Annotated in this window: 19 protein-coding genes; 14 read left to right on the forward strand and 5 right to left on the reverse strand. The window is 65.8% G+C overall.

What is annotated here, in order from left to right; genetic code table 11:
- Positions 1 to 97: 97 nt before the first annotated feature.
- Together KYG_RS08905 and KYG_RS08910 are read right to left on the reverse strand one after the other, a co-directional pair.
- Positions 98 to 526, reverse strand: a complete 429-nt coding sequence (locus KYG_RS08905; protein ID WP_008904549.1) for a hemerythrin domain-containing protein — start codon at positions 524 to 526, stop codon at positions 98 to 100.
- A 75-nt stretch (positions 527 to 601) separates the two neighbouring features.
- Entirely contained in the window at positions 602 to 2,893 is a 2,292-nt protein-coding gene (locus tag KYG_RS08910; protein ID WP_008904550.1) for a nitric-oxide reductase large subunit, read from the reverse strand.
- 188 nt (positions 2,894 to 3,081) lie between these two features.
- Here KYG_RS08910 and norR point away from each other — a divergent pair, with 188 nt between their 5' ends.
- The 8 genes from norR to KYG_RS08945 all read left to right on the forward strand — a co-directional run bounded on the left by norR (position 3,082) and on the right by KYG_RS08945 (position 11,813).
- A complete protein-coding gene (gene norR, locus KYG_RS08915) occupies positions 3,082 to 4,647 on the forward strand; it encodes a nitric oxide reductase transcriptional regulator NorR (protein ID WP_008904551.1) in 1,566 nt (521 codons plus the stop codon).
- An 89-nt stretch (positions 4,648 to 4,736) separates the two neighbouring features.
- Complete coding sequence (locus tag KYG_RS08920; RefSeq protein WP_008904552.1) at positions 4,737 to 6,026, forward strand: DUF3696 domain-containing protein; 1,290 nt, start codon at positions 4,737 to 4,739, stop codon at positions 6,024 to 6,026.
- The gene (locus tag KYG_RS08925; RefSeq protein WP_139019344.1) at positions 6,019 to 6,582 is read left to right on the forward strand and encodes a hypothetical protein; all 564 of its coding nucleotides are present in this window, start codon (positions 6,019 to 6,021) and stop codon (positions 6,580 to 6,582) included. Before KYG_RS08920 ends, KYG_RS08925 begins: the two co-directional genes overlap by 8 nt.
- Positions 6,583 to 6,589: 7 nt before the next feature.
- On the forward strand, positions 6,590 to 7,270 hold the full coding sequence (locus tag KYG_RS08930) for an RNA ligase family protein (protein ID WP_008904554.1): 681 nt from the start codon (positions 6,590 to 6,592) through the stop codon (positions 7,268 to 7,270).
- 171 nt (positions 7,271 to 7,441) lie between these two features.
- Positions 7,442 to 8,641, forward strand: coding sequence for a threonine ammonia-lyase (locus tag KYG_RS08935; protein WP_008904555.1), 1,200 nt, complete (start codon positions 7,442 to 7,444; stop codon positions 8,639 to 8,641).
- 86 nt (positions 8,642 to 8,727) lie between these two features.
- Positions 8,728 to 8,874: a hypothetical protein gene (locus tag KYG_RS24840; RefSeq protein WP_008904556.1), complete on the forward strand. Its 147-nt coding sequence runs from the start codon at positions 8,728 to 8,730 to the stop codon at positions 8,872 to 8,874.
- A gap of 90 nt (positions 8,875 to 8,964) precedes the next feature.
- Entirely contained in the window at positions 8,965 to 9,675 is a 711-nt protein-coding gene (queC, locus tag KYG_RS08940; RefSeq protein WP_034693875.1) for a 7-cyano-7-deazaguanine synthase QueC, read from the forward strand.
- A gap of 266 nt (positions 9,676 to 9,941) precedes the next feature.
- On the forward strand, positions 9,942 to 11,813 hold the full coding sequence (locus KYG_RS08945; RefSeq protein WP_008904558.1) for a phosphoenolpyruvate carboxykinase (GTP): 1,872 nt from the start codon (positions 9,942 to 9,944) through the stop codon (positions 11,811 to 11,813).
- 154 nt (positions 11,814 to 11,967) lie between these two features.
- On the opposite strand, the gene KYG_RS08950 is transcribed toward KYG_RS08945, so the two are convergent.
- The gene (locus tag KYG_RS08950) at positions 11,968 to 12,408 is read right to left on the reverse strand and encodes a hypothetical protein (protein ID WP_008904559.1); all 441 of its coding nucleotides are present in this window, start codon (positions 12,406 to 12,408) and stop codon (positions 11,968 to 11,970) included.
- 127 nt (positions 12,409 to 12,535) lie between these two features.
- Between KYG_RS08950 and KYG_RS08955 the strand changes: the two genes are divergently transcribed.
- From KYG_RS08955 to KYG_RS08975, 5 genes are all read left to right on the forward strand, one after another.
- Positions 12,536 to 13,492 (forward strand): LysR family transcriptional regulator, encoded by a 957-nt coding sequence (locus tag KYG_RS08955; protein ID WP_008904560.1) that lies wholly within the window; start codon positions 12,536 to 12,538, stop codon positions 13,490 to 13,492.
- Between the two features lie 26 nt (positions 13,493 to 13,518).
- Positions 13,519 to 14,364: a metallophosphoesterase gene (locus KYG_RS08960; RefSeq protein WP_008904561.1), complete on the forward strand. Its 846-nt coding sequence runs from the start codon at positions 13,519 to 13,521 to the stop codon at positions 14,362 to 14,364.
- Between the two features lie 112 nt (positions 14,365 to 14,476).
- A complete protein-coding gene (locus KYG_RS08965; protein ID WP_008904562.1) occupies positions 14,477 to 14,899 on the forward strand; it encodes a universal stress protein in 423 nt (140 codons plus the stop codon).
- A gap of 174 nt (positions 14,900 to 15,073) precedes the next feature.
- Positions 15,074 to 15,529 carry a fasciclin domain-containing protein gene (locus tag KYG_RS08970; protein WP_008904563.1) on the forward strand — a complete coding sequence of 152 codons (456 nt, stop codon included), beginning with the start codon at positions 15,074 to 15,076 and terminating at the stop codon, positions 15,527 to 15,529.
- A 48-nt stretch (positions 15,530 to 15,577) separates the two neighbouring features.
- On the forward strand, positions 15,578 to 16,519 hold the full coding sequence (locus KYG_RS08975; protein ID WP_008904564.1) for a fasciclin domain-containing protein: 942 nt from the start codon (positions 15,578 to 15,580) through the stop codon (positions 16,517 to 16,519).
- Positions 16,520 to 16,600: 81 nt separating this feature from the next.
- Here the strand turns inward: KYG_RS08975 and KYG_RS08980 are convergent, their stop codons facing one another.
- Both KYG_RS08980 and KYG_RS08985 read right to left on the reverse strand, forming a co-directional pair.
- The gene (locus KYG_RS08980) at positions 16,601 to 17,218 is read right to left on the reverse strand and encodes a TetR/AcrR family transcriptional regulator (protein ID WP_008904565.1); all 618 of its coding nucleotides are present in this window, start codon (positions 17,216 to 17,218) and stop codon (positions 16,601 to 16,603) included.
- Positions 17,219 to 17,350: 132 nt separating this feature from the next.
- Positions 17,351 to 18,271, reverse strand: a complete 921-nt coding sequence (locus KYG_RS08985; RefSeq protein ID WP_034693911.1) for a LysR family transcriptional regulator ArgP — start codon at positions 18,269 to 18,271, stop codon at positions 17,351 to 17,353.
- A 119-nt stretch (positions 18,272 to 18,390) separates the two neighbouring features.
- Between KYG_RS08985 and KYG_RS08990 the strand changes: the two genes are divergently transcribed.
- Positions 18,391 to 19,728 (forward strand): D-amino acid dehydrogenase, encoded by a 1,338-nt coding sequence (locus KYG_RS08990; RefSeq protein ID WP_008904567.1) that lies wholly within the window; start codon positions 18,391 to 18,393, stop codon positions 19,726 to 19,728.
- Positions 19,729 to 19,747: the final 19 nt, after the last annotated feature.

The following is a 19,747-nucleotide window of genomic DNA, read 5'->3' on the forward strand; positions in this document are numbered from 1 at the left end:
CGGCACAGGGACCGGCAGAAAGGAAGGTGCCGTCAGGCCCTACCGATGGATCAGAGGTGCATGCGCAGGCATGCAGTGGGGTGCAGGAGGGTGCTGCTCAATGGCAGGCGGTGGCTTCTTCCTCCTCGATGCGCGGATAGAAGTCATGGTTTTCGCGTTGCATGCGCTCGAACACGCGGCGCAGCACCACGTTGGCCTCGTTGCGGAAACCCTGTGCATCGCGGCGCACGCCGTCGGCGGTGTTCCAGCGGCGCGCAAAGGCGTCGTAGGCGCTGGCGATGGAAGTCATCTCGCTCTGGTACTGGCGGCCCATGCGGGCCAGCTCGGCGTTGCCACCGCGCTGCAGCGCGGGGTACAGCACCTGGTCTTCCACGGCCAGGTGCAGCTTGATGGTGCCGCTCATGGCCACGATGCCCTGGGCGATGGCGCTGGCGTTGGCCTCCACCCCCGATTGCGCCAGCGCGCGCAACATGGCGATGCCGCGCAGGATGTCGGTGTGCTGGTGCTTGAATTTGTCGATGTTCATGGTCCGTCCTTGTGGGCTGCTCAGGGGTGTGCGCGGCTGCCGCTGGTGGCGGCTGCCGCGCACGGTGCATTGATTTCAGCGACGCGCTTGCGCCAGGTAAGGGCCCGCCTCTGCCGGTGCGCGCGAGCCGAACAGCCCGCTCACCACCTGCCAGGCCATCGCCAGCGCGCCCACGATGAAGACCACGTCACCGAAGGTGCGCACCCAGCGCAAGGTCTGCATGAAGGGCTGCTGCATGAAGCCCTCGCCCCGGGCGTACCACAGGCCTTCGCTCACGCTGGCGTGGAACTGGAACAGGCCAATCGGCAGCAGGCTGGTGGCAATCATCAGCACCAGGCCGGCGTTGAGCCACCAGAAGCCCGTCTTCATGAGGCGTTCGCTGAACACCAGCTGCGGGCGGATATAGCGCAGCACCAGCAGCGTGAAGCCCAGCGCCAGGAAGCCATACACACCGAACAGCGCAGCATGGGCGTGCACCGGCGTGGTGTTCAAACCTTGTAGGTAATACAGCGCGATCGGCGGGTTGATCATGAAGCCGAAGACGCCCGCGCCCAGCATGTTCCAGAAGGCCACGGCCACGAAGCACATCAGCGGCCACTTGAGGTTGGCCATCCACTTCGCGCGGTGCTGCAGGCGCCAGTGTTCCCAGGCCTCATGGCCCAGCACCACCAGGGGCACCACTTCGAGCGCGCTGAACGATGCACCCACCGCCATCACCGGCGTGGTGGTGCCGCTGAAGTACAGGTGGTGGAAGGTGCCGGGCACGCCGCCCAGCATGAACAGCGATGCCGAGGCCAGGCTGGCAGCCGTGGCCATGCGTGGCGACACGAGGCCCAGCGTGGAGAAGATGAAGGCCAGCGCCGTGGTAGCGAACACTTCAAAGAAGCCCTCGACCCACAGGTGCACCACCCACCAGCGCCAGTACTCCATCACCGACAGGTGGGTGCGCTCGCCGTAGAAGAAGCCCGCGCCGTAGAACAGGCCGATGGCCACCACCGACGCCGTGAGCAGCGCCAGCAGGTTCTTGTCGCCGGGCTGGCGGAAGGCGGGCACGATGCCGCGCAGCATCAGCACCAGCCAGAAGGCCACGCCGGTGAACTTGCCGATCTGCCACAGGCGGCCCAGGTCCACGTATTCATAGCCCTGGTGGCCCAGCCAGAAGTTCCACTCGGGCGGCATGATCTGCGCGATGGCCAGGTAGTTGCCGGCGAACGAGCCGACGACGACGACGACCAGCGCCCAGAAGAGGATGTCCACACCAAGCTTCTGGTAGGCCGGGTCCTTGCCACCGTTGATGAGCGGCGCGAGGAACAGCCCTGCGGCCAGGAACCCCGTGGCGATCCAGAACAGCGCGCTCTGGATGTGCCAGGTGCGCACCAGCGAATAGGGGAACCACTGCGACACGTTGATGCCGTAAAACTGCTGCCCCTCCACCGTGTAGTGCGCGGTAAAGCCGCCCAGCATCACCTGGAAGCTGAACAGCGCCACGATGAGGAACAGGTACTTGCCCAGGGCGCGCTGTGAAGGCGTGAGCGGGACGCGCGAGAGCGGGTCGTGCTTGGGCGGCTCGGGGTCGGCCTCATCGTGCTTGCGCAGGAAGGCCCAGCCCCACACCAGGAAGCCCACGCCCGCCATCATCACGACCACGCTCATCACCGACCAGACCATGTTCTCGGCCGTGGGCTTGTTGCCGATCAGCGGCTCATGCGGCCAGTTGTTGGTGTAGGTGGCGCCACTGCCGCCCACGTCGGCCGGGCGCTCGGTGGCGGCGGCCCAGGCGGTCCAGAAGAAGAAGCCTGTCATCTGCGCGCGCCGCTCGGCGCTGGGCAGGGTGTTCTCCTTCATCGCAAAGTTCTCGCGCGTCTTTTGCATCTCGGGCGCATCGCTGAACAGCCGGTCGTAGTACAGCGCCGTCATCGATATCGCATCGGCCCGTGTGGACGACACCGTGGCCTCACCCGTTTCGGGGTTGTAGGTGTTGGTGCGGTATTCGGTCTTCATGCGGTCGCGCAGCACCGCCTGGTCGCTGGCGTCCAGCTCGGCAAACGACTTGCCGTGCTTGCGCTCGGCGGCCACTTCCAGCCAGTTGAGCAGCTCGCGGTGCAGCCAGTCGGCCGTCCAGTCGGGTGCCTGGTAGGCGCCGTGGCCCCAGATGGAGCCCAGCTGCATGCCACCCACCGATTGCCAGGCGGTCTGGCCATCGAGGATGCTGTCGTGCGTGTACAGAACCTCCCCCCCAGCCGTCGTGATCTTTGCCGGGATCGGCGGCGCCGTGCGGTACACCTCGGCGCCGTAGTAACCCAGCAGGCTGAAAGTGACGATGAGCACGCCAATCAGCGTGAACCAGAGTTTTCGATAGTTACCCATGGCGGGCCTCCCAATGCAGTGCGTGGCGTGAATTCATGGTTGTGGTTTCAGATAAAGCAAACACACGCTCTTGTTGCAAGCCACACGCCAGCACCGGTTGCCTTGCAAAACAATCACTTGCAGCATCCAGGGTGTTTTTTACCTTTTGTTTTGCGGGTACATTTCACCCGCAAAGGGTATTTATCACCATGACCGACACTCCCCTTCTGGCCGACCTCTCGACCGACCTGCCCCAGGCCGTGCGCCTGCAGCGGCTGGTGGACCACTTGCGGGCCCGCTTTCACTGCGGCGCTGTGGCGCTGCTGCAGCTGGAACAGGACCACCTGCGCCCCGTGGCCGTGGAGGGCCTGGTGCGCGAGGCGCTGGGGCGCCGCTTTGCCGTGGGCCAGCACCCGCGGCTGGCGGCCATCCTGGCGCGGCGCGAGGTGACCTGCTTTGACCACGACAGCACCTTGCCCGACCCCTACGACGGCCTGCTCGACACCCTGGTGGGCGAGCCCCTGCCCGTGCACGACTGCATGGGCGTGAGCCTGCAGGTGGACGGCCAGCCCTGGGGTGTGCTCACGCTCGACGCACTACAGACCGGCACCTTTGGCGAAGCCGCACGCGCCGCGCTGGCCGACTGCAAGGTGCTGGTGGAGGCGGCCGTGCGCATCTCGCGGCTGGAGCGCGAGGTGCAGGCGCTGCGCAGCGCCCCCCCCACCCGCAGCGCCGACGACGGGCGCACCACCCGTGCAGGCGATGGCGACATGGAGATCGTCGGCCAGAGCGAGCCCCTGTTGCGCCTGCTGCACGAGCTGGAGGTGGTGGCGGGCTCGGACCTGCCGGTGCTGCTGCTGGGCGAGACCGGTGTGGGGAAGGAGCTTTTTGCGCGCCTGCTGCACCGCCAGTCGCCACGCGCTGCGCGCCCGCTGGTACACGTGAACTGCGCGGCGCTGCCGGAGTCGCTGGCCGAAAGCGAGCTGTTTGGCCACGTGCGCGGCGCGTTCTCGGGCGCAGTCACCGACCGGCCCGGGCGCTTTGAAGCCGCCGAGGGCGGCACCCTGTTCCTCGACGAAGTGGGCGAGCTGCCGCTGGCCGTGCAGGCCAAGCTGCTGCGCACGTTGCAGAACGGCGAGATCCAGCGCCTGGGCGCCGACCGCCCGCGCCGCGTGGACGTACGCGTGGTAGCAGCCACCAACCGCAACCTGCGCGAGCAGGTGGCTGCGGGCGACTTCCGCGCAGACCTGTACCACCGGCTCTCGGTGTACCCCGTGCCCATTCCGCCGCTGCGCGAGCGCGGCAACGATGTGCTGCTGCTGGCGGGCCGCTTTCTGGAGCTGAACCGCGCCCGGCTGGGCCTGCGCAGCCTGCGCCTGTCGCCCGGCGCGCAGGACGCGCTGCGCCGCTACCCCTGGCCTGGCAACATCCGCGAACTGGAACACGTGGTGAGCCGCGCCGCGCTCAAGGCCCTGAGCCGCGGCGCTGCGCGCAACGACATCGTGACCCTGGAGGCCGCCCTGCTCGACCTGGATGCCCTGCAAGGCCCCGGCACCCCGGGCACCTCACCGGCCCTGCCCCCCGTGGCGCCCGCCACCGGGCCCGCACCGGAGGCACCGGGCACGCTGCGCGACGCGGTGGATGATTGCCAGCGCCGTTGCATCCAGGCCGCCCTGGCCCGCCACGCCGGCAACTGGGCGCGCGCCGCGCGCGAGCTGGACATCGACGCCAGCAACCTGCACAAGCTGGCGCGCCGTCTGGCGCTCAAGGATTAGCTACATATTTGATAGCTGTTTGCGCATGTCAGATAAGCGCTGTAGGCCGTTTTTATTCAAACCTGCACGCCGCGTAAGATGCCCTTGCCATGATCGACCAACTCCACCTGCAGAACCTCAAGGCCTGGCGCGACAGCGGCCCGGTGCAACTGGCGCCCGTGACGATGCTGCTGGGCAGCAACTCGTCGGGCAAGTCCACGCTGCTGCAAAGCCTGCTGCTGCTCAAGCAGACCGTGGCCTCGCCCGACCGCACCATCCACCTGAACCTGGGCGGGGATGAGGCCAACGACTACTTTCACTTTGGCGGCTTTGATGCGGTGCTGGCACGCGGCGCGGCCGCACCGCGCCAGTTCTCCATCGCACTCAGCTTCCAGCGGCCCGAGGGCGAGCGTGTGCGCCACGGGCGCTTTGCCTGCAGCTACGGGCAGACGGCCAGCGGGGCGGTGGCCATCCAGGAATTGGAGCTGTCCACCGTGGCGCGGCGCTTCCGGGCTGTGCGGCGCGAGCGCGGCGCCTACGCGGTGTACGTGGACGACGAGCCCCGCCCGCGCGGCAAGGGCCCGCAGCTCGCGCCCGAGCGCTCCATCGCCCTCCCTGCCGAGGCCCTGGCCCTGCTGGGCAGCGACGGCGCCCACCTGCAGGACCTGAGCCTGGCCCTGCGCCGCGAGCTGGAGGGCATCGTCTACCTCGGCCCGCTGCGCCGCCGCCCCGAGCGCGACTATGTGTGGAACAAGACGGCGCCCGGCGAGGTGGGCAGCGACGGCCACAAGGCCATCGACGCGCTGCTGGCCAACACCCTGCTGCCGTCCGAGCACCAGGGCAGCGTGCTGCGCAGCGTGTCGCACTGGCTGCAGCGCATGGGCATGGCCGAGCAGCTCAGCGTGCGCGCCGTGGGCCGATCGGGCCGCTACGAGGTGCTGGTGCACCACGACGGCGTGGTGGCCAACCTGCGCGACGTGGGCGTGGGCGTGTCGCAGGTGCTGCCGGTGCTGGCCGTGGCCTACTGCGCACCGCCGGGCAGCACCGTGCTGCTGGAAGAGCCCGAAATCCACCTGCACCCGCTGGCCCAGGCCGTGCTGGCCGAAATGTTTGCCGAGGTGAGCCAGCAGCGCCAGGTGCAGTTTCTCGTCGAAACCCATTCCGAGCACCTGTTCCGCCGCATGCAAACCCTGATCGCCCGGCGCCAGACCAGCACCGCGCAGTGCCGCATGCTGTTCGTCGAGCGCAAGGGGGCCGATGCCGTGCTGGTGCCGCTGGACGTGGACGAATTTGGCGCCGTGCGCAACTGGCCGCCGCGCTTTTTTGGCGACGCGATGGGCGAGGCGCGCGAGCAGGCCCGGGCACGCGCACTGCGTTTAAGGGAAACCGCCGATGGCTGAGGCAGGAGCGATGCAGGCCCGCCTGGTGGACACCAATGTGCTCATCGTCGCCAGCGCGGTCGACGAGGGCTCGCCCTTTCGCCAGGACGCCACCCCCGTGGAAGAAGCCGCGCTGCGCCAGCAGGTGTTCGACTGGCTCGAAGCCTTCGAGGCCGACCCCACGCGCCACGCCGTGCTCGACGTGGACTGGCATGTCTGCGGCGAATACCGCCACAAGCTCACCGAGCAGGACTACGGCTGGCTGGCCCTGATGCACAAGATGGATCGCGGCGAGGTGGTGTGGGTCGATGTGCTGCTCGACAAGAATGGCAACGCCGTGCTGCCGCCCGAGCTGGCCGAGGCCGTCACCGACCTGGCCGACCGCAAGATGGTGGCCGCCGCCCTCGCCGCGCTGGACGCAGGCCACGCAACCCAAATCACCAACGCCGCCGACACCGACTGGATCGACTGCCGCCAGGCCCTGCACGACGTCGGGCTGGAGGTGGAAAACCTGCTGCCCGACTGGTTGCAAGCCCGCTGGCGCCAGAAACACCCGCCCGCGCGGCGCGCAAAATAGAACACCTATGTCCGAAGATTTCTTCCGCTTCCCCCACACCCCCCACATCGCCTGGCTGGCCACGGGCGAGCCGCGCGACGACAAAGTGCTCTCGCCCGCCGAGGCCGAGGACATCCTCAGCGGCCCTGTGGTGCTGGAGGAAAAGCTCGACGGCGCCAACCTGGGCTTCTCGGTCTCGCCCGACGGCGTGCTGCGCGCCCAGAACCGGGGCCAGTACCTGCCCCAACCCTTCCACGGCCAGTTCGCCCGCCTGGGCCCCTGGCTGGCCGCGCACGAAGACAAGCTGTTCGACGCCCTGGGGACGCACCTGGTGGCCTTTGGCGAATGGTGCGCCGCGCGCCACTCGCTCGACTACGCCACCCTGCCCGACTGGTGGATGCTGTTCGACGTGTACGACCGCCAGGAACAGCGCTTCTGGAGCACCCAGCGGCGCAACGCCTGGGCCGCGCAGATGGGCTTCAACACCGTGCCCTGCCTGTACGCGGGCGAGGTCACGCTGGACCAGCTGCGCGACTGGGTGCACGCCCACGACAGCCAGTTCCGCCAGGGCCACCTCGAAGGCATCGTGGTGCGGCGCGAAAACGCCGACTGGCTGGAGAACCGCGCCAAACTGGTGCGGGCGGACTTCACGCAGACGATTGATGCGCACTGGCGCTCACGGGCGCTGGAGTGGAACCGGGTGGTGTGAGGAAGGGAACGAACCCATCCGGCGTGCCAGCACGCCCAGCCGCTCGGGCGGCATAAAGTTTTGGTCAAAACGGCTTCAAGCGCTTGCTCATCAAGCGCCAATAGCTATTATTTTGGTAGCGCCAGTTGAACAGTGGCCCGGCCCGCAGCATTCCCCGCCACAATGCCGGACATGATCACCCTTCAAGACATCCAGGCCGCCGCCACCCGCCTACAAGGCCAGGTGCTGGACACGCCGTGTGTGGAATCCCGCACGCTCTCGCAGATCGTGGGCGCGCAGGTGTTCCTCAAATTCGAAAATCTGCAGTTCACTGCCTCGTTCAAGGAGCGCGGCGCCTGCAACAAGCTCACGCTGCTCACGCCCGAGGAGCGCGCGCACGGCGTGGTGGCCATGAGCGCGGGCAACCATGCCCAGGGCGTGGCCTACCACGCGCAGCGGCTGGGCCTGCGCGCCGTGATCGTGATGCCGCGCTTCACGCCCGGCGTGAAGGTGGAGCGCACGCGCGGCTTTGGCGCCGAGGTGGTGCTGCACGGCGACACGCTGGAAGAAGCGCGCGCCCACGCCTACATGCTGTCTGACACACAGGGCCTGACTTTTGTGCACCCCTACGACGACGAGGCCGTGGCTGCGGGCCAGGGCACGCTGGCGCTGGAGATGCTGCAGGCCGTGCCCGACCTGGACACGCTGGTGATCGCCGTGGGGGGAGGCGGGCTGATTGCCGGCGTGGCCACCGCCGCCAAGGCGATCCAGCCCGGCATCGAGATCGTCGGTGTGCAGACCGCACGCTTTCCGGCGATGGTGAACGCCGTCAAGGGCACGCACCACCCCCAGGGCACATCCACCATTGCCGAGGGCATTGCGGTGGGCACGCCGGGCAAGATCACGCAGGAGGTGGTCAGGCGCCTGGTGGACGACCTGGTGCTGGTGGACGAAGGCGACATCGAGCAGGCAGTGCTGATGCTGCTCGAAATCGAAAAGACGCTGGTGGAGGGTGCGGGGGCCGCCGGGCTGGCCGCACTGGTGCGCTACCCCGAGCGCTTCAAGGGCAAGCGCGTGGGCCTGGTGCTGTGCGGCGGCAACATCGACCCGCTGCTGCTGGCCGCCATCATCGAGCGCGGGATGGTGCGCTCCGGGCGCCTGGCGCGCATCAAGGTGAGCGCGCGCGACGTGCCCGGCGTGCTGGCACGCATCACCGCCACGGTGGCCGACGCGGGCGCCAATATTGAAGAGGTGCACCACCAGCGCGCCTTCACCATGCTGGCCGCGCAGAACGTGGAGATCGAACTGGTGCTGCAGACCCGGGGCAAGGCGCACGTGGATGAAGTGCTGGCCCAGCTGCGCACAGCCGGCATGCAGGCCGACCTGATCTGATCTGAAGTGATGCCGTGCGGGGTTTTGCACTCCGCTCGCGCTGCCGCGGCTAGAATTGCGCAAGTTTTAAGCATCTGGAGCCCACCATGTCTGACCACAACACCTCGCACTCCCCCGCAACGCCATCGAACGACCCCGTGGAAAACGTGGTTCATCTGGTTCCCGTGGTGCTGCCGGTGGTCGGCGGCATCATGATGTTCCTGCTGGCCTTCATCGCCGTGACGATGGCCTGATCGGGCGGCCCCGGCAACCATCACCATCGCGCACAGCCCCGCAATGCGGGGCTTTTTTACGTCCGCCCCATTTTTATCGCGAGAAGCTTCATGAGACCCGGACACGCACTCGTCCTTTTTTCTGGCGGGCAGGATTCCACGACCTGCCTGGCGTGGGCGCTGGAACACTTTGCCCATGTGGAAACCATCGGGTTCGATTATGGCCAGCGCCACAGCGTGGAGCTGCAGGCCCGCCAGGCCGTGCTGGCCGCCTTGCGCGGGCAGTTCCCCCACTGGGCGGCCCGGCTGGGCGCGGACCACATGGTGGATCTCGCCGTGCTCGGAAACATCAGCGATACGGCGCTGACCCGCGAGACCGAAATCCGGATGACCGAGTCCGGCCTGCCGAACACCTTCGTGCCCGGGCGCAACCTGCTGTTCTTCAACCTGGCGGCGGCCGTGGGCTACCGGCGCGGCCTGCACACGCTGGTGGGTGGCATGTGCGAAACGGATTTTTCAGGCTACCCGGACTGCAGGGACGATACGCTCAAGGCCCTGCAGGTAGCCGTGTCGCTGGGCATGGGGCAGCGGTTCACCTTCGAGACGCCGCTCATGTGGCTGGACAAGGCCGACACCTGGGAGCTGGCGCGGGCGATGGGAGGCGAGGCCCTGGTGGCGCTGATCGTTTCCGACACCCACACCTGCTACCACGGTGTGCGTGACACCCCCCACGCCTGGGGCTATGGCTGCGGCACCTGTCCCGCCTGCGAGCTGCGCAGGAACGGCTACGAACGCTGGCGGAGCGTCTCAAATCACGCATAACCCCATGCATATTTTGCATGGATTTACCCCCTGTCTGACAGACAAGCCGGCGGCAGATTCATAAAATCGACATCCCAGCCGACCCGCGGAATCCGTGGAACTAGCCTCCACCCGTGGGGCTGATTCACGCTCCCGCCCGCCGACTGAGCACGAAAGCCGTTTTTTCAAAGGCAGCGCTCAGCACCGCAATTGCGCAAGGCCTTGCCGCGATCTCCCCCGGTCCGCTTCCTTTGAAAAAACTGTTTTTCAACTTAGGAAGCTCCCCGATGAACGCACCCACCATGCAGGGCCTGAATCTCAACGCCCCCGCTTACGTCAAAAACGCCCGGCTGCTCGCCTGGGTGGCCGACATGGCCGCCCTGTGCAAACCCGACACCATTTACTGGTGCGATGGCTCCAAGGAAGAGTACGACCGCCTGTGCCAGCAGCTGGTCGATGCTGGCACCTTCAAGAAGCTCAACCCCGCCAAGCGCCCTGGCAGCTTCCTGGCCTGGTCCGATCCATCGGACGTGGCCCGCGTGGAAGACCGCACCTACATCTGCTCGGCCCAAAAGGAAGACGCCGGCCCCACCAACAACTGGATGGCCCCCGCCGAAATGCGCGCCACGCTGCAGCCGCTGTTCGACGGTTGCATGAAGGGCCGCACCATGTACGTGGTGCCCTTCAGCATGGGCCCGCTGGGCAGCCATATTGCCCACATCGGCGTGGAGCTGACCGACAGCGCCTACGTGGCCGTAAACCAGCGCCTGATGACCCGCATGGGCAAGGCCGTGTACGACGTGCTGGGTGTAGAAGGCGAGTTCGTTCCCTGCATGCACACGGTGGGCGCACCCCTGGCCGAAGGCGAAAAGGACACGACGAGCTGGCCTTGCAACCCCAAGGTCAAGTACATCGTGCACTACCCCGAAACGCGCGAGATCTGGTCGTACGGCTCGGGCTACGGCGGCAACGCGCTGCTGGGCAAGAAGTGTCTGGCGCTGCGCATCGCATCCACCATGGGCCGGGACCAAGGCTGGCTGGCCGAGCACATGCTCATCCTGGGCGTGACCAACCCAGAGGGCAAGAAGTACCACGTGGCTGCAGCCTTCCCCAGCGCCTGCGGCAAGACCAATTTCTCGATGCTGGTGCCACCAGAAGCTGGTTTCGCGGGCTGGAAAGTCACCACCATCGGTGACGACATCGCCTGGATCAAGCCCCATGCCGACGGCAAGATGTATGCCATCAACCCCGAAGCGGGTTACTTTGGCGTGGCCCCCGGCACCAACATGCACACCAACCCCAACTGCATGAAGAGCCTGGACAGGGACGTGATCTTCACCAACGTGGCCCTGACGGATGACGGGGACGTGTGGTGGGAAGGCATGGAAAAGGACACCGGCAAGCTGCCCGATCACCTGATCGACTGGCAGGGCAAGGACTGGACGCCCCAGATCGCCAAGGAAACCGGCGCCAAGGCTGCGCACCCCAACTCGCGCTTCACGGTGGCGGCTACCAACAACCCTGCCCTGGATGCGCAGTGGGACGACGCTAACGGCGTGGCCATCGATGCCTTCATTTTTGGCGGCCGCCGCTCGACCACCGTGCCGCTGGTGACGGAAGCCCGTACCTGGACCGAAGGCGTGTACATGGCTGCCACCATGGGTTCCGAGACCACCGCCGCCGCCTTCGGCGCCCAAGGCGTGGTGCGCCGCGATCCCTTCGCCATGCTGCCCTTCTGCGGCTACAACATGAGCGACTACTTCCAGCACTGGCTGAACATGGAAGGCAAGGTCACTGCCACCGGCAAGGCTGCGCCCAAGATCTTCTGCGTGAACTGGTTCCGCAAGGACGAGGCCGGCAAGTTTGTGTGGCCTGGCTACGGCGACAACATGCGCGTGCTCAAGTGGATGATCGATCGCATTGAAGGCCAGGCCCCCGGCCAGGAGACCATGTTTGGCGTGGCTCCACAGTACGGCGAAATCAACTGGACGGGGCTGGACTTCAGTGCCCAGCAGTTCCAGGCTGTGACCAACATCGACAAAGCGGCATGGACCGAAGAGTTCAAGCTGCACGATGCCCACTTCGAGCAGCTGGCCTACCACCTGCCCAAGGCTCTGCTCGACACCAAAGCTGCCCTGGAGCAACGACTGGCAAGCTGATTCCGCGCTTGCCTGATCCTGCCAACCGCCCGTTCGATCCGACGGGCGGTTTTTTTCGTCCACCGCAGAGCGCCCTGCCGCAACAAAAAAGCCGTGGCGAGCAATCGCCACGGCTTCAGGTGCTGATCCGGTGGCGCCAGGGGCGCCGCACGCTTCAGTGATAAGGACGGATGTCTTGCACTGTGGCAACGCCCATGGCGTGGTGCAGTTCGGCCATGACACGCGGATCCCGGACTGCAACCTGCCACGTCCGCTCGTCTTCCGCCGCGCGGCGTCGGCCTTCCGCCCAGGCACGGGTTGCGACACGCAGCGCTGCCCCGGCACGGCGGGCCGGGGCGCTGAGCAAGGCCAGCGCCGCAAAAGCTACCAGCCACAGCACCATCCAGGCAGCCAGCAGGTGGCCTTCGCTCCAGGTGTCGATCATCTGGTTGGCCACCACCAGCAATGCCGAGACTACGGCTGCCAGCAAAAGGGTTGCGGCACCGCGCGCCCCATCGAAATTCGCGGCAATCTGCCGGAGCGCTGCGGCAGCGTTCTCCGCACGGACAACACCAGGATGTTCGGCAGGATGGTCAACGTGGGCGAAGCTGGTCATTTTTGATTTCCCTTTCTTGGCGCTGGGCTGGATTGCCGCGCGCTATGGGGGAATATTAGGGTTAACCCTTTGTTTGTTCAAGTTTATATTTTGAATCACTAATATTCATACCAGTGATAATTTGGCCATGGACCCCATCAATTTCCGGTCTCTGGATCTGAATCTCCTGCGTGTGTTCGATGAGGTCATGGCCGAACGCAGCCTGACGCGGGCAGCGCACAAGCTGGCGCTCACCCAGCCGGCGGTTAGCAACGCCATGCGGCGACTGCGGGATGTCATCGGCGACGAACTGGTGGTACGCAGCGGCCAGGGGGTGGAGCCGACACCGCGTGGGCTGGCCCTCTGGCCCCCGGTGCGCGAGGCCCTGGCACACCTTGAGCAGTGCCTGGCGCCGGGCCACTTCGATCCCGCCACCGCCGAGTCCACGTTCGTGCTGGCGATGGCCGACGCCACGGCCGCCACGCTGATTCCGGGCCTGGTGGAAACGATCGAGCGGGAAGCACCGGGCATTTCCATCCGGGTACTCCCCTTGACGACCCGCGACCCTCGTCGCCTGCTGGAGGAAGAGGCTGCCGACATGGCCGTGGGCTACTTTCCCTCGGTGCTGGCAGACCTGACCGCCCGCGCACAGACTGGCGGCGTTGTCGCTTTCGACAGCCGCCGCCTCTACGACGGCGAGTATGTGTGCGTGATGCGACAGGGCCACCCCCTGGCGAATGCCCCCCTGACCTTGGATGCCTATTGCGCAGCACGCCACATGCTCGTGAGCTTCTCGGGCCGCCCCTATGGATTCATCGACGAGGCGCTGGCCTCTTTGGGACGCGAGCGCAAGGTGGTCATCACGGTCAACCAGTTTTTCACCGCGGGGCGCGTGGTCTCCGGCTCGGACCTGCTCACGGTGCTGCCGCGTCACTTCGTTCCCGTCACCGGAATTGCAGACGCATTGGTGCAGAGGGCCCTCCCGTTGGATGTGCCTCCCGTACATGTGGACGCGCTCTGGCGCCGGCGCGGCCCCCAGCAGGCAGCGATGAACTGGCTGCTGCACGCCTTGGCGCGCTCCGCGCGGCGGACCTTCCCGGTCTAGCGCCCTGCCCGTAGACTCAGCGGTGCATGAACATTCAGCTGCTTTCCGACCTGCACCTTGAGGCGCATCCCCACTTCCTCCCTGAACCTGCGCCAGGCGCCGATGTTCTCGTCCTGGCCGGCGATGTGGGCTCATACCAGGAGGGTTCGCAGCTGGCCGATCAGGACTTTGGACTGGCCCGGTTCTCGCCTCTGCCACGAGGGGCCGGGTGGCCCACCCCGGTGCTTTTCGTACCGGGCAACCACGAATACGACGCGCAGGATTTTGATGAGGCCCACACGCGGCTGCGCAGCACCTGCGATCGTCTGGGCATTGCATGGCTGGAGCGTGAAACACTGGTGGTGGGGGGCGTGCGTTTTGTCGGCACCACCCTCTGGAGCGATTTCGATGCGCTCGCAGACCATGAGGGAAACACCGACCTGGGCAGGCGGCTGAAACTGCGCGAGAAGGCCTTCAGGGCCGCAAATTTCTACCTGCGCAAGACGGGCAGCACCCGCAACGCCGAGCCCTTTCTGGCCGAAGCCATTCGTGACCAGGCACTGGCCTGCCAGCAGTGGCTGGCTGACGCGCTCGCCGCTCCTTTTGCGGGGCCCACTGTCGCGGTCACGCATTTCGCACCGAGCCTGCTGAGCGCTGACCCGCGCTACGGCCTGGTGCCCGGCACTGCGGGCTTTTGCAACGCACTGGATCGCCTGCTGCCGCGCGCGCGGCTGTGGTTGCACGGGCATCTGCATGCCCCCAGCGACTACACGGTGCGGGGTGAGGCGCAAGACGGGACCCTGTGGCAGTGCCGCGTGGTGGCAAATCCCCTGGGCTATGCCCGCAAAGGCGAACAGGAGAGTTTCAAGCCCCAGTGCGTGATCGCCGTATGATCGCGCGGCGGCGCCTTGGACACCGCCGCGCGCAGGACAAAAACCATGACTCAGGTCAAGACAACAGGACCCCGCGCAGAGTAGTCTGCCCCATCCCATTTCGGAGAACCTCATGAATATCCTGCTCGCTGTCGATGGCAGCGCCTACACCAAGAAGATGCTGGCCTACCTGGCCACCCACGAGGAGCTGCTGGCCGGCACCCACCAGTACACCGTGCTGACCGTACAGGCCCCGCTGCCAACGCGCGCGCGTGCAGCACTGGGCAAGGAAGTGGTCGACACCTACCACGCTGAAGAGGCCGAAAAAATCCTCGCGCCCGTGGGCAAGTTTCTGGCGCGCCACGGCGTGGATGCCAAGCGCATTTTCAAGGTGGGCTCGGTGGGCGAGAACATTGCCAAGGTGGCTGACACCGGCAAGTTCGATCTGCTGGTGATGGGCTCGCACGGCCACGGCGCACTCGCCACGCTGGTGATGGGCTCGGTGACGACGCAGGTGCTGGCGAACAGCAAGGTGCCCCTGTTGATCGTGCGCTAGCCCCGCGAGCGTTCAGCGCCCCAAGAAGCCCTGCCACCGCGGGGCTTTTTTTTGCCCGTACGCGACCGATTGGTTAATGTATAACCATGTGGTTTACTTTTAAACCAATTGGTTATACATTCCCGACACGCCCATCCTGGCGTGCTTTTTTCCACCCAACCCGAGGTGCACCCCATGAAGAAGACCCTGATTGCATTGGCCCTGACCGCAGGTGCCTCCCTGAGCGTGATGGCCCAGGACATCGTGGATACCGCCGTGAAGGCCGGCAACTTCAAAACCCTTGTGGCCGCCGTTCAGGCAGCGGGTCTGGTCGACACCCTGAAGGGCCCCGGCCCGTTCACCGTGTTTGCGCCGACCGATGAAGCCTTTGCCAAGATTCCCAAGGCAACGCTTGATGGCCTGCTGGCTGACAAGGCGGCCCTTACCAAAGTGCTGACCTACCACGTGGTGCCAGGCAAGGTGATGGCCAAAGACGTGAAAGCCGGTGCCGTGAAGACCGTGCAGGGCCAGGAACTCACGTTGTCCACCAGCATGGGCGTGATGGTCGACCAGTCCAAGGTCATCGCAACAGACGTTGCGGCCAGCAATGGCGTGATCCATGCCATCGACACCGTTCTGATGCCCAAATAAGCATCGCACCCACGCCCTTCACCCAACACCCTTTGCGAGGAGAAGCCCATGAACACCGTATTCAACCGCCGTACCGTTTTGCTCGCCGCTGCGCTGGGCGCCAGCACCACCCTGCTACAGGCCTGTGGCGGCAGCGACGATGACGAACCCCAGCGCAACATCGTGGAGCTCGCCCAGAGCAACCCCGACCTGAGCATCCTGGTGGAAGCCGTCGTGGCTGCGGGGCTCGCCCCCACGCTGAGCACCGGCAGCCTGACCGTCTTTGCGCCCACCAATGCCGCCTTCGCGGCACTGCTGGGGGAGCTGGGCGTCACCAAGGAGGCACTGCTGGCCGACAAGCCCCTGCTGACGGCGGTGCTGACCTACCACGTGCTGGGCAGCAAGGTCGTGCTGGCGGATGTTCCCGTGGGCAAGGCGATTGCGCCGGTGTCGGGTGGCTTCTTCAAGGTGGAGTCGTCGGGCGGCCTGAAGATCACCGATGGCCGCAACCGCGTCTCCACCATCACGGCCACCGACATCCAGGCCAGCAACGGCGTGGTGCATCTGGTAGACCGGGTGCTGCTGCCGGCAGACAAGGACATCGTCGCCACCGCGTCGTCCATTGCGGACTTCAGCATCCTGGTGGAGGCGGTGGTGGCAGCCGGGCTGGCCAGCACATTGCAGGGGCCCGGCCCGTTCACGGTGTTTGCACCCACCAACGCGGCCTTTGCGGCCCTGCTGTCTGAGCTCGGGGTTACCAAGGAAGCATTGCTGGCCAACACGGCCCTGCTGACCAAGGTACTCACCTACCACGTGGTTCCCGCGCGGGTGCTCAAGGCCGAAGTACCCCTGAACACGGCCATTGCGACCGTCCAGGGCCAGAGCTTCTCGGTGAACGCGAGCCTGGTCATCACCGATCAGAACATGCGCACCAGCAACATCACCACTGCCGATGTGTTCACCAGCAATGGCGTGATTCACGTGATTGACAAGGTGATCCTGCCCCAATGATGCAGGCCTGGGTCTGAATGCGAGAAAGCCCGGCATGCCGGGCTTTCTTCTTTGGGGCTGCGGCGCAGAACGCGCCAGCTTTCAAGGGCGGGCGGCGAGCCCGTCGAAACACGTGCGCACCACCAGATCCACGATCTCCGCGTCCGAGTACTGGCCGCTTTCCTTGAGAAAGCTCACCACCGGATCACATGCGCGCGCATACAGGGTGTACAGCACCACCAGGGGTGGCAGTGTGGGGTTGATCACGCCCTGGGACTGGGCCAGCGTGATCCACTCGCCAATCTGGTCACTCACGGCGACCAGGCCGTTGAGGTAATCCTTGTTGGCCATCAGCACCGCCTGGAGTGTGGAGTTGCGGCTCGGCAGCAACGGCATTTCGTTGGCCAGCAACCGCTCCAGCGACCAGCGCACGAGCGCGTGGAGCTTGTCCACCGGCGGCATGGCCTCGGGCAGTTCGGCCAGGTACGCCTGTACGCGACCGAGGATCTGCACCATGGCGGCGCTGCACAGCTCTTCCTTGCTGGAGAAGTGCTTGTACAGACTGGCCTTGGCAATGCCCACGGCGTTGGCGACGTCGTCCATGGTCATGGCATCAAAGGCTTTTTCGCCCAGAAGCTGACATGTGGACTGCAGGATGGCTTCCTCCCGCGCCTGGTGCATCTGTTCTTTGAACGAAACTTTGGGTTGCGGCGTTTGCATGGCCGCTATTTTATACATTGCAGTATAAAAATAAATGACTAAGTTGCAATGCAACTACGTCGTTTACGATTTTAGTGGGCTCCGGGCGTTTAACGGCGCATCAGCGCCGTGGCCCCTTGCGCACCGTGCCACCTAGGCAGCCGGCGCCTCCAGGGTCCGCCCAGCGGTGGCGGTCAGGGCGTCGGTCAGGGCGTCCAGCACGGCCGATTCCAGATTCCAGCAGTGCCAGTAGAGCTGGATCGGAAGCGAGTGGCCCGGTGCGAGGTTGACCACACTGCCGTCCGAGAGCGCGTCGCGCGCCATCAGTTCCGGGATCACCCCCACCGCCCAGCCTGCAGCCACCGCACGCATCTGCGCCTCGGAGCCCGGCACGAACAGATGGTTGAGTGCCACACGTTTGAGCCCGAACGCGCGCGCCACAAACTCGGCGGCCATATCGTCCTTGCGGTTGAACGACAGAAACGACACGTCGCGAAAATTGTGCGGCGTAAGCCCTTGCGGCAGGTGCTGCTGCGCATAGCTGGCAGAAGCCACCGCCACGTAGTGCATGGCCCCCAGCGGCACCATCTTGCAGCCGCGCAGGGCCTGCTTGAGCGTGGTGACGCAGCCCAGCACCTGCCCTGAGCGCAGCCATTCCTGCGTGAAATCCTGGTCGTCCACGATGATTTCGAGCGGCAGGCGCTGGCGCACCAGGTCGTGCAGCGCGCCCATGGCCCATGTGGCGATGCTGTCGGCGTTGATGGCGATGGCAATGCGCTCATCTTCCCGTGTACCCCCTGGCGCGCTCGGCGCCAGCTCGTGCAGGTCGCGCTCCAGGTCGGCGCGCAGCAGGCGCAGTTGTTTGGTGTGCTTGAGCAACAACTGCCCGGCCGAGGTGGGCCGCAGCGGGCGACTGCGCACGATCAGCACCGAGCCCACCTGGGCCTCCAGCGCGCGCAGGCGTTGCGATACCGCCGACTGGGTGACGTTCAGGCGCTGTGCGGCGCGCTCGAACCCCCCCTCTTCCACAATGGCGGCAAGGCATTCAAGGGCAGCAGGATCGTAGGAGCTCATGGTCGTCTCGGAAGCTGAAAATTGTGCCTGGCCAGCGCCCTCCATAAGGCACGCTGATGTTTTTGGATCAAGTTTAATTTTGCTTTTTATTGAAAGCAATGTCACGCACACTGCGCCCCATGAAAACCATTGTCTTGGGCGCCGGCATCATCGGCATCAGCACAGCGTGGCACCTGCTGGAGCGCGGTCATGACGTGACCGTCGTCGATCGCCAGCCCGATGCCGCCCTCGAAACCAGCTTTGCCAATGCTGCGCAGATTTCGGTGAGCTATTGCGAACCCTGGGCCAACCGCGAGGCTCCGCTCAAGGCGCTCAAGTGGATGTTCGACAAAGAGGCGCCGCTGCTGTTTCGCCCGCAGATGGACTGGCAGCAATGGCGATGGGGCCTGCAGTTTCTGGCGCAGTGCAACGACGCCGCGTTCGAGCGCAATGTGCAGCAGATCGTGGCGCTGGGCGCCTACAGCCATGCGGCCCTGAAGGACCTGGTGCATGCTACCGGAATCGAATACAACCGGCTCGAACGCGGTATTGCCCACTTCTACACCGACCAGAAATCCTTTGACGCGGCGGGCCACGCCGTGGAGCTCATGCGCAAGCACGGCGTGCAACGCCGGCTGGTCAGCCGCGAAGAGCTGCTCAGGATCGAGCCGGCCTTCAAGGCCTACGGCGACCACATCACCGGCGGCACGTACACCAGCACCGACGAGAGCGGCGACGCGCGCGTCTTCACCCAGGAACTGGCGCGCCGCTGCGTGGCACGCGGTGCCCAGTTTCTCTACGACCATGATGTGCTGCGCCTCAACAAGATCGGCAACGCTATTGATTCAGTAGCTGTCATGCATCGCCAGTCAAGCGCCGGAGGCAAAAAAGACTTCATACTAAAAGCCGATGCCGTGGTGGTGGCCTGCGGCTCGTACAGCGCGCCGCTGCTGCGCAGCGTGGGCGTGGATCTGCCCATCTATCCGGGCAAGGGCTACAGCGCCACCTTCCCGCTGCTCAGGCCCGAAGGCGCGCCCATGGTCTCCACCATCGACGACGGCAAGAAGATCGCCATGAGCCGCCTGGGCAACTTCCTGCGCGTGGCGGGCACCATCGAACTCAATGGCTGGGACCTGACACTCGACAGCGCCCTGGCCCGCGCCCGCTGCCACATGCTCTCGCGCCGCATCGAGGCCATCCTGCCCGGCGTGTGCGACACCCGCACGCCCGAACAGGGTGGCGACCCCCAGTACTGGACCGGCCTGCGCCCCGCCACACCCACCAACATCCCCTTCATCGGGCAGACGCGCGTGGGCAAACTGTGGGTCAACGCCGGGCACGGCACCCTGGGCTGGACGCACGGCGCGGGATCGGGCAAGGCCCTGGCAGAGCTGATCAGCGGCCAGGTGCCTGCCATGAACTTCGGTTTCTGCGGCATGGACCATGGCCACAGCACCTTGTCGGCCAAGGCGGCCTGAGTCGCCCACGATGGGGTCG

The sequence above is a fragment of the Acidovorax sp. NO-1 genome, from assembly GCF_000238595.1.
Classification (GTDB): domain Bacteria; phylum Pseudomonadota; class Gammaproteobacteria; order Burkholderiales; family Burkholderiaceae_C; genus Acidovorax.

Bases quoted from the DNA above. Each gene is read 5' to 3' on its own strand.
- KYG_RS08905 (WP_008904549.1), bottom strand. From the start codon at position 526: ATGAACATCGACAAATTCAAGCACCAGCACACCGACATCCTGCGCGGC.
- KYG_RS08910 (WP_008904550.1), bottom strand. From the start codon at position 2,893: ATGGGTAACTATCGAAAACTCTGGTTCACGCTGATTGGCGTGCTCATC.
- norR (WP_008904551.1), top strand. From the start codon at position 3,082: ATGACCGACACTCCCCTTCTGGCCGACCTCTCGACCGACCTGCCCCAG.
- KYG_RS08920 (WP_008904552.1), top strand. From the start codon at position 4,737: ATGATCGACCAACTCCACCTGCAGAACCTCAAGGCCTGGCGCGACAGC.
- KYG_RS08925 (WP_139019344.1), top strand. From the start codon at position 6,019: ATGGCTGAGGCAGGAGCGATGCAGGCCCGCCTGGTGGACACCAATGTG.
- KYG_RS08930 (WP_008904554.1), top strand. From the start codon at position 6,590: ATGTCCGAAGATTTCTTCCGCTTCCCCCACACCCCCCACATCGCCTGG.
- KYG_RS08935 (WP_008904555.1), top strand. From the start codon at position 7,442: ATGATCACCCTTCAAGACATCCAGGCCGCCGCCACCCGCCTACAAGGC.
- KYG_RS24840 (WP_008904556.1), top strand. From the start codon at position 8,728: ATGTCTGACCACAACACCTCGCACTCCCCCGCAACGCCATCGAACGAC.
- queC (WP_034693875.1), top strand. From the start codon at position 8,965: ATGAGACCCGGACACGCACTCGTCCTTTTTTCTGGCGGGCAGGATTCC.
- KYG_RS08945 (WP_008904558.1), top strand. From the start codon at position 9,942: ATGAACGCACCCACCATGCAGGGCCTGAATCTCAACGCCCCCGCTTAC.
- KYG_RS08950 (WP_008904559.1), bottom strand. From the start codon at position 12,408: ATGACCAGCTTCGCCCACGTTGACCATCCTGCCGAACATCCTGGTGTT.
- KYG_RS08955 (WP_008904560.1), top strand. From the start codon at position 12,536: ATGGACCCCATCAATTTCCGGTCTCTGGATCTGAATCTCCTGCGTGTG.
- KYG_RS08960 (WP_008904561.1), top strand. From the start codon at position 13,519: ATGAACATTCAGCTGCTTTCCGACCTGCACCTTGAGGCGCATCCCCAC.
- KYG_RS08965 (WP_008904562.1), top strand. From the start codon at position 14,477: ATGAATATCCTGCTCGCTGTCGATGGCAGCGCCTACACCAAGAAGATG.
- KYG_RS08970 (WP_008904563.1), top strand. From the start codon at position 15,074: ATGAAGAAGACCCTGATTGCATTGGCCCTGACCGCAGGTGCCTCCCTG.
- KYG_RS08975 (WP_008904564.1), top strand. From the start codon at position 15,578: ATGAACACCGTATTCAACCGCCGTACCGTTTTGCTCGCCGCTGCGCTG.
- KYG_RS08980 (WP_008904565.1), bottom strand. From the start codon at position 17,218: ATGCAAACGCCGCAACCCAAAGTTTCGTTCAAAGAACAGATGCACCAG.
- KYG_RS08985 (WP_034693911.1), bottom strand. From the start codon at position 18,271: ATGAGCTCCTACGATCCTGCTGCCCTTGAATGCCTTGCCGCCATTGTG.
- KYG_RS08990 (WP_008904567.1), top strand. From the start codon at position 18,391: ATGAAAACCATTGTCTTGGGCGCCGGCATCATCGGCATCAGCACAGCG.